16 protein-coding genes are annotated in these 12,977 nt (G+C 62.3%); 12 read left to right on the top strand and 4 right to left on the bottom strand.

The annotated features are described in order from the left end of the window. Positions 1–35 precede the first annotated feature (35 nt). The 4 genes from ACR3FF_RS02805 (at position 36) to ACR3FF_RS02820 (ending at position 2,365) form a co-directional block, all read left to right on the top strand. Entirely contained in the window at positions 36–827 is a 792-nt protein-coding gene (locus ACR3FF_RS02805) for an electron transfer flavoprotein subunit beta/FixA family protein (RefSeq protein ID WP_458185856.1), read from the top strand. After that, the gene (locus tag ACR3FF_RS02810; RefSeq protein ID WP_458185857.1) at positions 824–1,777 is read left to right on the top strand and encodes an electron transfer flavoprotein subunit alpha/FixB family protein; all 954 of its coding nucleotides are present in this window, start codon (positions 824–826) and stop codon (positions 1,775–1,777) included. Before ACR3FF_RS02805 ends, ACR3FF_RS02810 begins: the two co-directional genes overlap by 4 nt. A gap of 320 nt (positions 1,778–2,097) precedes the next feature. Continuing rightward, on the top strand, positions 2,098–2,193 hold the full coding sequence (locus tag ACR3FF_RS02815) for a methyltransferase domain-containing protein (RefSeq protein ID WP_458186000.1): 96 nt from the start codon (positions 2,098–2,100) through the stop codon (positions 2,191–2,193). A gap of 55 nt (positions 2,194–2,248) precedes the next feature. Then, a complete protein-coding gene (locus ACR3FF_RS02820; RefSeq protein WP_458186002.1) occupies positions 2,249–2,365 on the top strand; it encodes a methyltransferase domain-containing protein in 117 nt (38 codons plus the stop codon). Here the strand turns inward: ACR3FF_RS02820 and ACR3FF_RS02825 are convergent. Beyond that, positions 2,350–4,095, bottom strand: a complete 1,746-nt coding sequence (locus ACR3FF_RS02825) for a zinc ribbon domain-containing protein (protein ID WP_458185860.1) — start codon at positions 4,093–4,095, stop codon at positions 2,350–2,352. The genes ACR3FF_RS02820 and ACR3FF_RS02825 overlap by 16 nt on opposite strands. Before the next feature lie 6 nt (positions 4,096–4,101). Beyond that, the gene (locus ACR3FF_RS02830) at positions 4,102–4,257 is read right to left on the bottom strand and encodes a DUF2080 family transposase-associated protein (RefSeq protein ID WP_458185861.1); all 156 of its coding nucleotides are present in this window, start codon (positions 4,255–4,257) and stop codon (positions 4,102–4,104) included. Positions 4,258–4,344: 87 nt separating this feature from the next. On the opposite strand from ACR3FF_RS02830, the gene ACR3FF_RS02835 reads away from it, so the two are divergent. The 4 genes from ACR3FF_RS02835 to ACR3FF_RS02850 all read left to right on the top strand — a co-directional run bounded on the left by ACR3FF_RS02835 (position 4,345) and on the right by ACR3FF_RS02850 (position 6,686). Then, entirely contained in the window at positions 4,345–4,605 is a 261-nt protein-coding gene (locus ACR3FF_RS02835; RefSeq protein WP_458185863.1) for a hypothetical protein, read from the top strand. Positions 4,606–4,647: 42 nt separating this feature from the next. Next, the gene (locus ACR3FF_RS02840) at positions 4,648–5,490 is read left to right on the top strand and encodes a polyprenyl synthetase family protein (RefSeq protein WP_458185864.1); all 843 of its coding nucleotides are present in this window, start codon (positions 4,648–4,650) and stop codon (positions 5,488–5,490) included. An 86-nt stretch (positions 5,491–5,576) separates the two neighbouring features. Continuing rightward, positions 5,577–6,161: a cupin domain-containing protein gene (locus tag ACR3FF_RS02845; RefSeq protein WP_458185866.1), complete on the top strand. Its 585-nt coding sequence runs from the start codon at positions 5,577–5,579 to the stop codon at positions 6,159–6,161. 69 nt (positions 6,162–6,230) lie between these two features. Then, positions 6,231–6,686: a DUF5814 domain-containing protein gene (locus tag ACR3FF_RS02850; protein ID WP_458185868.1), complete on the top strand. Its 456-nt coding sequence runs from the start codon at positions 6,231–6,233 to the stop codon at positions 6,684–6,686. Positions 6,687–6,713: 27 nt separating this feature from the next. Here the strand turns inward: ACR3FF_RS02850 and ACR3FF_RS02855 are convergent, their stop codons facing one another. Then, complete coding sequence (locus tag ACR3FF_RS02855) at positions 6,714–7,118, bottom strand: DUF8146 domain-containing protein (RefSeq protein WP_458185870.1); 405 nt, start codon at positions 7,116–7,118, stop codon at positions 6,714–6,716. A 94-nt stretch (positions 7,119–7,212) separates the two neighbouring features. Between ACR3FF_RS02855 and ACR3FF_RS02860 the strand changes: the two genes are divergently transcribed. Then, entirely contained in the window at positions 7,213–8,046 is an 834-nt protein-coding gene (locus tag ACR3FF_RS02860) for a mechanosensitive ion channel family protein (RefSeq protein WP_458185872.1), read from the top strand. Here ACR3FF_RS02860 and ACR3FF_RS02865 read toward each other — a convergent pair whose 3' ends face one another. Further along, positions 8,047–8,691, bottom strand: coding sequence for a helix-turn-helix domain-containing protein (locus ACR3FF_RS02865; protein ID WP_458185874.1), 645 nt, complete (start codon positions 8,689–8,691; stop codon positions 8,047–8,049). Positions 8,692–8,777: 86 nt separating this feature from the next. On the opposite strand from ACR3FF_RS02865, the gene hutU reads away from it, so the two are divergent. Genes hutU through hutI form a run of 3 tightly spaced genes read left to right on the top strand, consistent with a single transcriptional unit; the run spans position 8,778 to position 12,720 of the window. Further along, the gene (gene hutU, locus ACR3FF_RS02870; RefSeq protein WP_458185876.1) at positions 8,778–10,538 is read left to right on the top strand and encodes a urocanate hydratase; all 1,761 of its coding nucleotides are present in this window, start codon (positions 8,778–8,780) and stop codon (positions 10,536–10,538) included. Next, on the top strand, positions 10,535–11,464 hold the full coding sequence (gene hutG, locus ACR3FF_RS02875; protein WP_458185877.1) for a formimidoylglutamase: 930 nt from the start codon (positions 10,535–10,537) through the stop codon (positions 11,462–11,464). The genes hutU and hutG overlap by 4 nt, the downstream gene beginning before the upstream one ends. Continuing rightward, a complete protein-coding gene (hutI, locus tag ACR3FF_RS02880) occupies positions 11,461–12,720 on the top strand; it encodes an imidazolonepropionase (RefSeq protein WP_458185879.1) in 1,260 nt (419 codons plus the stop codon). The genes hutG and hutI overlap by 4 nt, the downstream gene beginning before the upstream one ends. Positions 12,721–12,977 lie beyond the last annotated feature (257 nt).

Genomic DNA, 12,977 nt, shown 5'->3' on the forward strand with positions numbered 1-12,977 from the left:
AAAACGTTTACCTCCTACCCGGAAACGAATTGACCATGAAGGTCCTTGTAACGGTGAAGGAAATCGCCGAACTCGCGGACGACTTCGAAGTCGAGGGGACCGAGGTAGACGACCGATACCTCGAGTACGACCTGAACGAGTGGGACGACTACGCCGTCGAAGAAGGTGTCCAGTTGAACGAAGCGGGCGTCGCCGACGAAGTAGTGACGGTCACCATCGGCCCGGAACGCGCGGAAGAGACGATTCGAATGGCGCTCGCCAAGGGTGCCGACCGCTCGATTCGCGTCTGGGACGACGCGCTCGAAGACCCCGAACTGCTCGACATCGAGACGAAGACGAAGATTCTGTCCGCCGTCGTCGAAGAAGAAGACCCCGACCTCGTGCTGACCGGTGTCCAGGCGGCCGACGACGCCTTCGGTGCGACGGGTGTGTCGCTCGCCGAAACCATCGGATTCGAGTGGGCCGCAGTCGTGAACGCGCTCGACCTGGACGCGGACGCGGGCATCGCACACGTTCGTCGTGAACTGGAGGGCGGCGTCGAGGAACTGACCGACGTGGAACTCCCCGCCGTGCTCACGATTCAGACCGGTATCAACGAACCGCGGTACGCGAGTCTGCGCGGCATCCGCCAGGCGCAGTCCAAGGAAATCGCACCGAAGACGCTCGCAGACCTCGGTCTCGACGCCGACGCTGTGAAGAGCGACCTGACGCTAACCGACATGTACGAACCCGAAAGCGAGAGTGACGCCGAGATATTCGAGGGAAGCGCCGAGGAGACCGCCGGAAAACTGGCTACCGTGCTCCGCGAGAAGGGGGTGGCAGAATGAGCGACGTTCTCGCCATCACGGAGCACCGTCGCGGCGAACTCCGCGACGAGAGTTTCGAAGTCATCTCTGCCGGGCGCGAACTCGCCGAATCCGCGGGAGGCGACCTGCACCTCGCAGTCATCAGCGGTAACGTAGACGAGTTTGCGGACAGTCTGGACCGCGAGGGCGTGGCTGCCATCCACACCGTCGAATACGGCGAGGAGTTCAACCATGACGTGTACGTCCAGGCAATCGAGGCACTGTATGACGACCTCGCACCGACGTTCGTCCTGATGCCCAACAGCGTGAACGGACTGGATTACGCGCCCGCAATCGCCAATCGGCTCGACCTGCCACTCGTCACCGACGCCGTCGGCTTCGAGTACAACGAGAAACTCGTGGCGACCCGCGAGATGTACGGGTCGAAGGTCGAGACGACGGTGGAAGTGGAGGGCGACCGGTTCGCCATCACGATTCGCGGTGCCGAGTGGCCCGAGGCAGAGGGCGTCGGTGACGCGGACATCTCCGCGTTCGACTTCGAACCGGACGAATCCGCGATTCGCTCGACCGTCACCGGCTTCGAAGAGGTCGGCGGCGGCGACGTGGACATCAGCGAAGCGGAGTTCCTCGTCAGCATTGGTCGTGGTATCGAAGAGGAGGAGAACCTCCCGCTCATCGAAGACCTCGTGGAAGCGACGGATGCGACGTTGTCCTCGTCGCGTCCCATCGTCGACAACGGGTGGCTTCCGAAGAACCGGCAGGTCGGCCAGTCCGGAAAGCAGGTGACGCCGAATGTCTACCTCGCCATCGGTATCTCAGGTGCAGTCCAGCACGTCGCTGGAATGAAGGGTGCCGACACCATCATCGCCATCAACACCGACCCGAACGCGCCCATCTTCGACATCGCCGATTATGGTATCGTCGGTGACCTCTTCGACGTGGTGCCGGAGCTCATCGAGCAGTTCAGCTAGGTTTTTGGTCCAGATTTTTGCTGCTCGAACGGTGTGAGTGCAGGAAAAATGAGTCGTACGCGGTCTCTGAACCCGGAGAACGGGTCACATAGCGACATTTTTCTTCTCGCTCGCGGACGAGACACTATGACCGACGAGCGAGCGCGGCCGTTGGCGCTCTCGGCCTACGAGACGTTGGCCGACGCTACGTCGAGCGCGCGCTGACGAAGCCCTTCAACGCCGACCTCGAACGCCCAACGACGCAGGGACTGGTTCCGGACGTCGAGGGGTGGGACGTCCTCAATGCCGGCTGTGGACCGGGAATCACGACGGCGTCTCTGCTGGAGCGCGGTGCCACGGTAACCGCGCTCGACGTGAGTCCGGCGATGCTTACACACGCCCGCGAACGAGCGCCCGAGGCGAACGTTCTCCGGTGACCTCGGCATCGACTTCCCCCTCGAAGCCGACCGATTCGACCTCGTCTACAGTTCGCTGGCGTTCGATTACGTCGAAGACTGGTCGTCGCTCTTTGCGGAACTGGCTCGCGTGCTTCGTACCGGGGGACTTCTCGTTTTCTCCTGTGGGCACCGTTCCTATTTTCGGCAGTAAACAGCAGTCCTCTTCACGAATTGAGAGGTGGTGTGTGCCGCTGGGCTTGACACGGAATTTGATTTACTGCTATTGTTTTTCGTCTCTGTCGGGGTGACAGCGGGCGCGATAAACGCCGACCCACCACCAGCAGTCACCCTCTGATTGTTAGACTGTCCGATAAACGCAAGAGGCGCTTCACCGCACACGAGACGCGGGCCAGCGGAACGGCTAGCTGGCACGATTTCAGAATCCCCGATATACGAGGACGTGAACTCGTGGTGTAGTGTTACCGTCTCACTGTAAAACACACGCGCCACGTTGACAGCGCCGACATAATCCCGGTCGGCTTGATAGCCACACCGTGTGTCATCACAGCAGAAGTGCCCACCCCACCACACCTCGAACGAATGGTCAGGTGACTTTGTAGTGTGGCCAGTCGCACCACATCGAGGGCACGACCGGGACGTGTTGCCCGGACGCACCTTCTCCACGTGCAGTCCGGCGATGTCAGCCCGGTACTCGATTTTCGAGATAATCTCCCGACGCGCCCACGAACTGAGTTCCCACGAGAGTTGCCCCTCACCACGAGGCGGTGACAGACTCCGCAGGTCTTCGTGAACAACCGCGTCCACGTCGTACACGAGCGCGAGTGCGAGGACTTGATTCGCAACGTCATGAACGAGTTGCTCTCGCTTGTGACGAACCTTGTTGTTCACGCGCTCATACTCTGCGTGAACGTGTTTGAACGGTTCCGTGTGGTCACGACCTTCTCGTCGCAGATACGCGAGTTTGGCGTTGAGTTGATTGCGTTCCCGAGCGAGATGCTTCATCCGTTCCCGCTCCGTGTTCTGAATAAAATACGGAACAGAGAGTTGCTCACCGTCCTCGTTGACAACGACAGCGGTAGCGTCTTTGCGGAGTCCACCATCAATCGCTAAGACGGTTTCCACGTCGTCAGATTTTTCTGCGGGTTCGACTTCCACGGGGAATGAGAGTTCGTAGTATTCGGCCCCGGTTTTCGTTGTCGTGGATTGGAAGGAGGGTGCGGAGAGATTGCCGTGTTCGAGCAGTTCGTGGAACGCTTCGTAGCTGTCCAACTCCTGTTCTGTCCACGTCCAATCACCATGAGTCTCTGGTTCGAGCGTGTCTGGTGTTTTGAGGTTGACTGTGAGCGTCTGCGTAGACTCGTCGTACCCGTACTTCACAGCCTGTCCCGAAGTAGGGCCATCGTCTGCGGAGTACGGTAAGACACCTTTCGAGTACGAGGGGCAGTTCTGCATCTCGAAGTATGATTTGGGGAACCGACCGTGGCGGTCATAGTACGAATTGAGTTGGTCGATGAGCAAGTCAACATACCCGGATGAGATGTATTCCTCTGAATCCCACAGTCGTTCTTTGATTCGTCGGGTGTGGATACGTCGAATCTTGTGGTCGGGGAGAACGAACTGGATTGATTGGAACGCCTCACGCTTGTCAGCGTGGCTCCGTAGTGTTTCACCGACTTTCTGCATCACACAGCGTTTGTACCTGCTCGGGAGGTACAGGTCAACATCTGCGAACGCTTCGGTTTCGTCGAAGTCTTTCCACGCTTGATACGAGTAGTCGTCAATTCCTTCGAGGTGTTCGGGCGTCCAGTATCGCTCGACGAGTGCGTTCGCTATACGAGTCGTAAGGGTGTCAAATCGAGCGTGTCGCTCTCGCTCCTCGAATGGGAGGCGAATCGGGAGTGAGAGGTGCGTGGATGCCATCAGGAGTTACTCGTCGCTGTTTGCTGTTTCTTGCTGTTCGAGGCGGATGACGGCGACTTTCTTGCCAAGCCATGCTTTTGGCACAAGGACGTGTGCGCCGTGACCAATCTTGGTTGCCTCTTTTTCGAGGGCTTCCCGTCCCTCGAATGTGAACTCAGCCATATACTACTGTTTAAACCTCGAATAAACATAAAGGTACGGGTTGGTTTGTATGGAATGACTGCTGTTCACTGCCGTTTTTCGTAGCAGTTGCGCAACCCCGAGAACTACTTCGAGACCGAACGGGTGAGCGAAGTCTGGACGAGTTTCGGCGAGCCAGTCGAAGTGCCGACCTACCGTCGACCGCTTTCGGCGATGGTGAATCCACTGCTCGATGCGGGCTTTCGACTCGACCGACTGGAAGAGGCCCGGCCGACCGAGAGCTTCCGGGGGAAATTTCCAGGGGTGTTCGAGCGCGTGTCGCAGGAACCGACGTTTCTCTCGGTTCGGGCCGTATTGACAGCGGATTGAACCCGTCACGTATTTGCGTCCCCCGTCCTGAAGCACACACGAATGGAGTACCTGATGGCCCGCAGGACGCTCGTCGAAGACCGGTTGCAGGAGGTCGTCGAGCGGGTCGAGCCACGCGAACTGTCGGAGCGGCTGGCACACACGGCGCTTTCGGGTGGGAAGCGAGTTCGACCGACGGTTGCGGTGTTAGTTTGCGAGGCGGCGGGTGGGGACGCCGAAGATGCGGTCGATTTTGCGGTGGGAATCGAACTCGTCCACGATGCCTCGCTAGTGGTGGACGACATCATCGACCGCTCTGACGTGCGCCGGGGAACTCCGAGCGCGTGGGCCGAGTACGGCCACGGACCTGCCATCATCGCCAGCGACGGGATGCTCGGTGAGGCGTTCGAACTGTTCTCGCCCGACCCCCGTGCGATGGAGGTCGTCGCGGAGTCGATGATCGAACTCGGGATGGGTGAGGCGTCGGAACTCGTCGACTTTCCGTCGAACCAGTCGGAGTACATGGAACTCGCCCGCCGGAAGACGGGGGCCCTGTTCCGTGCCGCCGCCGAACTCGGCGCGTTGGCGGCGGGGAGCGACGCGGAAGCGGTCGATGCCTTCGGGGAGTACGCGGAACGAGTCGGCGTCGCGTTCCAGATTCGAGACGACGTGTTAGACGAGACTGCCGACCCCGACGACCTCGGCAAGCCGACCGGACAGGACGAGGAAATCGGCCGCCCCTCTATCGTCCAGGTCACCGACCTCAGTGCGGACGAGGCGAACGAACTGGCCCACGAGCAGTCCGAGGCGGCCCTGGCCGCCCTCGACAGGGTGAACGCCCCGGATTCCGAGGCGCTGGACTATCTGCGCGATTTCGCGCAGTTCGTCGTCACGCGCGAACATTGACGTACGGCCGATTCCGGACGACCTCTCTCCGAGAGGCCGCTTTCACCTCCTAAACGCATTTGTTGCTACCGCTCGAACTGACTGATATGAATCACGTTTCCATCGCCAACGTCGAACCGAGCGCCGTCGCGAACGATAGCGACCGGAACGGACTGTCGGAACCACTGGGAACGATCGACGTCGCGATAAATCACTATCGGGTCGCTCCCGGTGATGGACTCCCCGGCGGTCTCCACGCCCATATGGACCAGGAGGAGGTATTCGTCGTCGTCGCGGGAGAAGTGACCTTCGAGACGTACGCGCCACGGAGCGGTGGGGGGAGAATCACCGTCAGTGCGGGCGAGATCATCAGATTCGCGCCCGGCGAGTTCCAGTCGGGGAGAAACGACTCCGACGACGAACTCGCCGTCCTCGCCTTCGGCGCACCCCGCGACAGCGACGACGTGCGCATTCCCGTGGACTGTCCCGAGTGTGCTCACGACGATATGCGTCTGGAGACTGGCGATGGCGTGCATACGCTCGTCTGCCCGGACTGCGGTGCCGAGCGCGTCCCGCAGGGGTGTCCCGAGTGTGGCCACAAACTCCGCGTCACGCTTGGCGAGGATGACCGGCCGGTCGTCGTCTGCTCGGAGTGCGGTGCCGAGTTCGAGACGCCACCGTTCGCCGGCTGATCGGTATCTCGTCCGATTCTCCCTCGACGACACGCTTATCCGGCAGAACCGAATACGAACCTATCAAGCGTGGCTATCACGGACAAAATCTACGTCAAAAACCATCGTCAGATTTCCTCGCAGTTGGACACCAACATCCCGAAAGGGGCGTTCAAGGGTGCGACGCTGGACATCCTCTTTCAGGGCGAGGGACTCCAGAAATTGGACGAGGCGACTCGGGACCGCGTCCTCGATTTCGCCGAGGATTTCCTCGACTGTGACTGCCAGAGCAACCCCTACTGTGGCTGTCCGGAGCGGAAGTTCATGCGCTATCTGCTGGAACTGCGCGAGGGTGGCCTCGGCCCCGACGCCATCGTGGACGTGATGAGCGACGACTACATGGTGTACGCCTACTCGGGCGACGTCCTCTCGTTTTTGGACGACTCGGTGCGCACGCTCGAAGCGGTTGAGGAACTCGCCAACGTGGAAGGCGACGAATCGATGGAAGCGCGCGCCCGGCAGAAGAAACACTCGCTGTCGGGGTAATCTGCGTCGAAATCGCCAACCTACCGCTTATCCGAGTTGGAACGGTTCGTCGGTCTCCAGTTCGTCGTCCAACTCTTCGAGGTGGATGACCTCCTCTTCGCCCTCGTCGTCTACCTTCGTCTGGAGGTGGTGGACGAACTGCTTGTGTTCTTGCAGTTGCTCGCGGAGGTGCTCGGCCTCCAGTTCGAGCCGTTCGTGCTCGCGGACGAAGCTCTTGGGCACTTCGACTTTCGGCGGGAACGAGGTGTCGTCGGTCTCGCCGACCTGGTTCTCGGGGACGACCTGTACCTTCCCGTCGTGGGCGACCAGCATGTCCACGTAGTCGCGGAACACCGCCGACAGCGAGATGTCGCGTTTCTCCGCTATCTCCCGCAGGGTCTCGAAGGCGTCCTCGTTGACCCGGAAGGAGATGGTCTTGTTCTTGTTACCCATCGTTGTGTAGATTAGTGACCTGACACTACTTAAGCATTCGTCAGACGTGCGTGGGCCACAACCCTGAGGTGCGTATCGTCCGTCACGAATCCACGTGCCGGGAGACGCTTCCGTTCGGGTTCGAGCGCTGTCCCAGGAGTTGCTCGACAGCGTGGAACTGCTCGATAAGATTCCGGGATATCTCTGGGGAATCGCGGTCTTCACGGTTTCGCTCGTCGTCTTCTACGCTATCGGTCGGTTTCTCGTAGAACCACTGGTCGGCCGCGCGCTCCGGATTCGAAACGTCAACCTCACCATCCGGGTGGCGATACTGCGCGTCGTCCGTGCGGCGATCTGGTTCGTGGGGATACTCCTGGCGCTCGACCTCGCCAGAGTGGACGTCTTCGGCGCTTCTGCGACGCTCGCGGCTGCGTTGACCATCGCAGTCGGCTTCGCGACCCGCGATATCGCGTCGAACCTCGTCGGTGGTATCTTCATCGTCACCGACCCGCGATTCAACATCGGCGACTGGATAGAGTGGACGGAAAACGAGGGCGTCATCGAGGACATCACCTTCCGGGTGACCCGCGTCCGGACCTTCGACAACGAACTCATCACGGTCCCGAACTCCGTACTCGCGACCAACGCCGTGACGAATCCGGTCGCCAGCGACAGACTCCGTATCCGTCACGAGTTCCCCATCGGATACGAGGCGGACGTCGACGCGGTGAGCGCAATTTTGCTGGCGGTGGCCGAGCACCACGACGCCGTCTTGGACGACCCCGAGCCATCTGTTCGAATCGTCGACATGACCGACTCTCGCGTCGGCGTCGAGGTGCGCTTCTGGATTGACGACCCCGACCACTCGGAGTTCGTCGCAATCCGCTCGGAGTTCTTCCGGCGGGTCGACCGACGATTCGACGAGGAGGGTATCACACTGGCCGAGTAATCAGAAGAACGTCACCATCCCTTCGACCAGTTTGTTCTCCGCCAGGCGCAGATGCTCCTCTACGGTTCGGCGCTCGATTCCCATCTCCTCGGCGATGTCGGCGGTCGTCGTCTCGCGCGGAATGCGGTAGTAGCCCCACTCGTAGGCCGTCACCAGCGCCTCCCGTTGTCGGGACGAGAGGTCGGGAAGGGCGGTTTCGGGCGTGAGCAGTGGGCGGTCGCCGGGCACCGTCGATATCTCGCGCTTCGATTCGACGGTCACCGGAAACTCGTCCACCACATCGCGGTAGAGGTCGGTCAGGTTCGCCGAATCGAGGGCGAGCACCCGACACCACTTCTCGCCCTCGGCGTAGCGGAGCGGCGGGACGAGCAGACAGCCGTGCCGGGCGAGAAACGGTTCGACCGTGTCGGCCTCGCGGTCTTTCAGACAGGCCTCGGTCATCGCCAGTCGCTCGTCACCTTCGACCAGCAGTTCACGCACGCCGACGAGTCCGTCGAGGTGGTCCACTGCTTCGTCTCCCGATGGGCCGCTGACGTGGAGGAGGTCACAGTGGTCGTTACACCACAGTTCGATGGTCGTCTCGGTTCCCGCAGTCGCGTCCGCGCACACGCTGGGTTGACCGATTTGCAGTACGACCTCGTGCATCACGCTCACTTTTCGCGGACGGTATTTAAAGAACCCTCCGTACGCGTGGCCCTGGGTATTTTGCGCTCGCGTCCGTACGACACAGTATGAACGACGGAGCAGAATCGCACGGCGTCGGCGAACCGAGCGACCAGTGGCGTGAGTATCGTGGCGCGCCGACCGGTACGGACATCGAGTGTAAGGGCTGGCGACAGGAGGCAGCCCTCCGCATGCTGAACAACAACCTCGACCCGGACGTAGGCGAGAACCCCGAAGACCTCGTCGTCTACGGCGGCACGGGACGGGCGGCCCGCAGTTGGGACGCCTACGACGCCATCATGGCCGAACTGCGCGAACTCGACGACGACGAGACGCTGCTCGTCCAGTCGGGAAAACCCGTCGGTCGGTTCACGACCCACGAACGTGCTCCTCGGGTGCTCGTCGCCAACTCGAACCTCGTGGGGAAGTGGGACGACTGGGAGCACTTCCACGAACTCGAAGCGAAAGGCCTCATCATGTACGGCCAGATGACCGCTGGCTCGTGGGCGTACATCGGTACGCAGGGTATCATCCAGGGCACCTACGAGACGCTGGCCGCCCTCGCGGACGACCACTACGACAGCAGCCTCGAAGGAAAAATCGTCGTCACGGGCGGTCTCGGCGGGATGGGCGGTGCCCAACCTCTCGCAGTGACGATGAACCACGGCGTCTGCATCGCCGCCGAGGTGGACGAAGCCCGAATCGACCGTCGTATCGAGACGGGCTACTGCATGGAGAAGACCGACGACTTGGACGAGGCCATCCGCAACGCGACGGAGGCGGCCGAGGCGGGCGAAGCCTACTCCGTCGGCGTCCACATCAACGCCGCCGACATGCTCGAAGGGATGCTCGCCCGTGACTTCGTTCCGGACGTCGTCACCGACCAGACGAGCGCCCACGACGAACTGGAGGGCTACTATCCTTCTGGCTACACGGTCGAAGAAGCCGACGAACTTCGGGAGCGCGACCCGGAAACGTACGTCGAAGAGAGCCTCGACACGATGGAACGCCACGTACAGGGTATCCTCGACATCCAGGATGGTGGGGCGGTCGCTTTCGAGTACGGCAACAACATCCGCGGGCAGGTAAAAGAACACCGGGACCTGCAGAACGCGTTCGATTTCCCCGGCTTCGTTCCTGCCTACATCCGCCCGCTCTTCTGCCAGGGGAAGGGACCGTTCCGCTGGGCCGCGCTCTCTGGCAATCCGGACGACATCTATCGTACCGACAAAGCGGTAAAAGAGTTGTTCCCCGAGAAGGACCAACTCCACCGCTGGATCGACCTCGCACAGGAGCAGGTCGAGTTCCAGGGACTTCCGTCGCGCGTTTGTTGGCTCGGGTACGAGACGAGCGATGCTCCGGAGGAGCATCGAAGCGGAGGCGACGAAGACGGTCTCACGGAACGCGCACGCTTCGCCCTCCGAATCAACGAACTCGTCGCGGCGGGCGAAATCGAGGCCCCCATCGTCGTCACGCGCGACCACCTCGACGCTGGCTCGGTCGCCAGTCCCAACCGCGAGACGGAGGCCATGCGCGACGGCTCTGACGCCATCGCCGACTGGCCCATCCTGAACGCCCTGCTCAACTGCGCGGCGGGCGCTGACATCGTGAGCGTGCACGACGGGGGTGGTGTCGGCATCGGCAACGCGCTCCATGCGAACAACCACGTCGTCCTCGACGGCACCGACCTGGCGGCCGAGAAAGCTCGCCGCGTGTTCACGACCGACCCCGGAATGGGCGTGATTCGGCACGCCGACGCGGGCTACGACGTGGCGATAGAACAGGCCGAAAAATCGAACGTGCCAATACCGATGCGGGACCGACGATGAGCGAGTTGACACACACCTTCGAGTGGGCGGGGACGTCCGCCGACCCGAACGACGAGCAGTTCGCGGACGTCGTATCTCCGACCGACCTCGACAGCGCAGCCGAGTTCGACGCCGTCCTCGTCGGCGAACCGTACGACGGCGCAGTCATCGGTCGGAAGGGGGCCGGGGACGGCCCGCGTGCGATACGCGACGCGCTGGCCGGGACGAAATCGCACCACTTCGACGCGGGGCCGGTCGAGGCTGTCGGTGACCTCGGCGACGTGACTGGACTCGAAGAGACGGGGTCGGTCGACGAAGCGCAGTCGCTGGTACGCGAAACCGCCGCTACGGTCCACGAGCAAGACACCGTCCCCGTCTTCCTCGGCGGCGACAACTCCCTCACGTACCCGAACGCCGAACCGCTCGTGGACGCCGGTTCGCTCGGCGTCGTCAACTTCGACGCGCATCTCGACGTCCGCGAGGTGCGCGGCGACCCGACCAGCGGGACCCCCTACCGTCAACTGTTCGACGCCGGACTCGATTCGTACGCCTGCGTCGGTGCGCGACACTTCGAGACGACCACCGCCTACGCCGACTTCGTCCGCGAGCAAGACGGTGAAATCGTCACGGCAGAGGAAGTCGGCGAGGATTCCGTGTCGGCCATCGACACCGCACTCTCCGCGATGGACGGCGTGGACGCCGTCTACGTCAGCGTCGATATGGACGTGCTCGACGCCGCGGCCGCACCGGGGGTCAGTGCCCCCACACCGGGCGGCATTTCGTCTCGTGAGCTGTTCCGGATGCTTCGTCTCGCCGCGAGCGACGACCGAGTTGCAGGATTCGAGGTGGTCGAGTGTGCGCCCGACCTCGACCGCGAGAACGTAACGGCGAGTGCCGGTGCGCGAGCGGTCGCACACTTCCTCGCCGCGCTGGGAGGTGGCCGATGAGCGACCCGAACCACGGTTCCGACCGCGGTTCTGACCACGGCCGAACGGTGGTCGTCCACGACGCCGCACAGATAATCACCGTGGAGGAGGATGGCGACCTTGGAATCTACACCGACGCAGCGATTGCGGTGGTCGACGGCGAGGTCGCACGCATCGGCGCATCCGGACCCGTGACCCGCGAGTATCCGCCGGAGAACGCAGACGACGCAATCGACGCCAGCGGAAAGGCAATCGTTCCCGGGTTCGTCGACCCGCATACCCACGCCCTGTTCGCGGGCGACCGCTCCGACGAGTTCGAGGCGAAACTGCAGGGGAAGACGTACCAGGAGATTCTCTCGGAGGGGGGCGGCATCCTTCGCACCGTCCGGGCGACCAGAGAAGCCAGCGACGAGCGACTGCTCTCGAACCTCCTCGGCCACCTCGATACGATGCTCGCGCACGGGACGACGACCGTCGAGGTGAAATCCGGTTACGGGCTCGATACCGAGACGGAACTCCGGATGCTAGACGTCATCGCTCAGGCCGACGACCAGCATCCCGTCGACGTGATTCCCACGTTCATGGGCGCTCACGCGGTTCCAGAGGGACGAGATGCGGACGACTACGTGGACGAGGTGGTCGAAGAGCAGATTCCGGCGGTCGCCTCGCAGGGCATCGCGCAGTTCTGCGACGTGTTCTGTGAGGAGGGGGTCTTCGACGTGCCAGAGTCGCGCCGCGTGCTGGTGACCGGTACAGAACACGGGCTGACCCCGAAAGTTCACGCCGAAGAACTCGCGCACATCGGCGGGACGCAACTCGCCGCAGACCTCGGTGCGACGAGCGCCGACCACCTCCTTCACGCGACACAGGCGGACATCGACGCCATCACCGAGGCGGGCGTGGTGCCCGTCTTGCTCCCCGGCACCGCCTTCGGACTCAGCGCAGAGTACGCCGACGCACGGGCGTTCCTCGATGCGGGCGCGCCCGTCGCCATCGCCACGGACTTCAACCCGAACTGCTACTCCCAGAGCATGGGTTTCGCCACGTCGCTTTCATGCGTCGAGATGGGGATGACCCCCGCCGAGGCGCTGGTCGCGGGGACGAAACACGCCGCGCAGGCGCTCGACATCGAGGACGGGACAGGAACGCTCCAGCCCGGAACGCCCGGCGACTTCGCCGTGCTCGACGCGCCGAACTACGTCTACGTCCCCTACAACTTCGGTGTGAATGCAGTCGAGGCCGTGGTGAAAGACGGTGAGGTGGTTCATCGTGCGTAGACGTCTCGGTAGCGGGTTGTTCCGGAGTGGACGTCACCTCGAACACGGTTCCCCCTCCGACCCGAACGCCGATCTATCAAAACACAAAGTACTTGCGACGAGGGCAAACACCGAGGAACATGCGCCGCCGCCATTTCCTTCACGGAGCCAGCGTCGCTGCTTGTGCGTCGCTGGCTGGCTGTTCGATTCCCGGACGAACGACCACCCTCCACTCTCCCGAGCGCACGGACGAACAACGGGGTACGTACTAGACGTTC

Source organism: Haladaptatus ordinarius (assembly GCF_054177595.1).

Bases quoted from the DNA above. Each gene is read 5' to 3' on its own strand.
- hutG (WP_458185877.1), top strand. From the start codon at position 10,535: ATGAGCGAGTTGACACACACCTTCGAGTGGGCGGGGACGTCCGCCGAC.
- ACR3FF_RS02830 (WP_458185861.1), bottom strand. From the start codon at position 4,257: ATGGCTGAGTTCACATTCGAGGGACGGGAAGCCCTCGAAAAAGAGGCA.
- ACR3FF_RS02825 (WP_458185860.1), bottom strand. From the start codon at position 4,095: ATGGCATCCACGCACCTCTCACTCCCGATTCGCCTCCCATTCGAGGAG.
- ACR3FF_RS02865 (WP_458185874.1), bottom strand. From the start codon at position 8,691: ATGCACGAGGTCGTACTGCAAATCGGTCAACCCAGCGTGTGCGCGGAC.
- hutU (WP_458185876.1), top strand. From the start codon at position 8,778: ATGAACGACGGAGCAGAATCGCACGGCGTCGGCGAACCGAGCGACCAG.
- ACR3FF_RS02810 (WP_458185857.1), top strand. From the start codon at position 824: ATGAGCGACGTTCTCGCCATCACGGAGCACCGTCGCGGCGAACTCCGC.
- ACR3FF_RS02840 (WP_458185864.1), top strand. From the start codon at position 4,648: ATGGAGTACCTGATGGCCCGCAGGACGCTCGTCGAAGACCGGTTGCAG.
- ACR3FF_RS02805 (WP_458185856.1), top strand. From the start codon at position 36: ATGAAGGTCCTTGTAACGGTGAAGGAAATCGCCGAACTCGCGGACGAC.
- hutI (WP_458185879.1), top strand. From the start codon at position 11,461: ATGAGCGACCCGAACCACGGTTCCGACCGCGGTTCTGACCACGGCCGA.
- ACR3FF_RS02855 (WP_458185870.1), bottom strand. From the start codon at position 7,118: ATGGGTAACAAGAACAAGACCATCTCCTTCCGGGTCAACGAGGACGCC.
- ACR3FF_RS02845 (WP_458185866.1), top strand. From the start codon at position 5,577: ATGAATCACGTTTCCATCGCCAACGTCGAACCGAGCGCCGTCGCGAAC.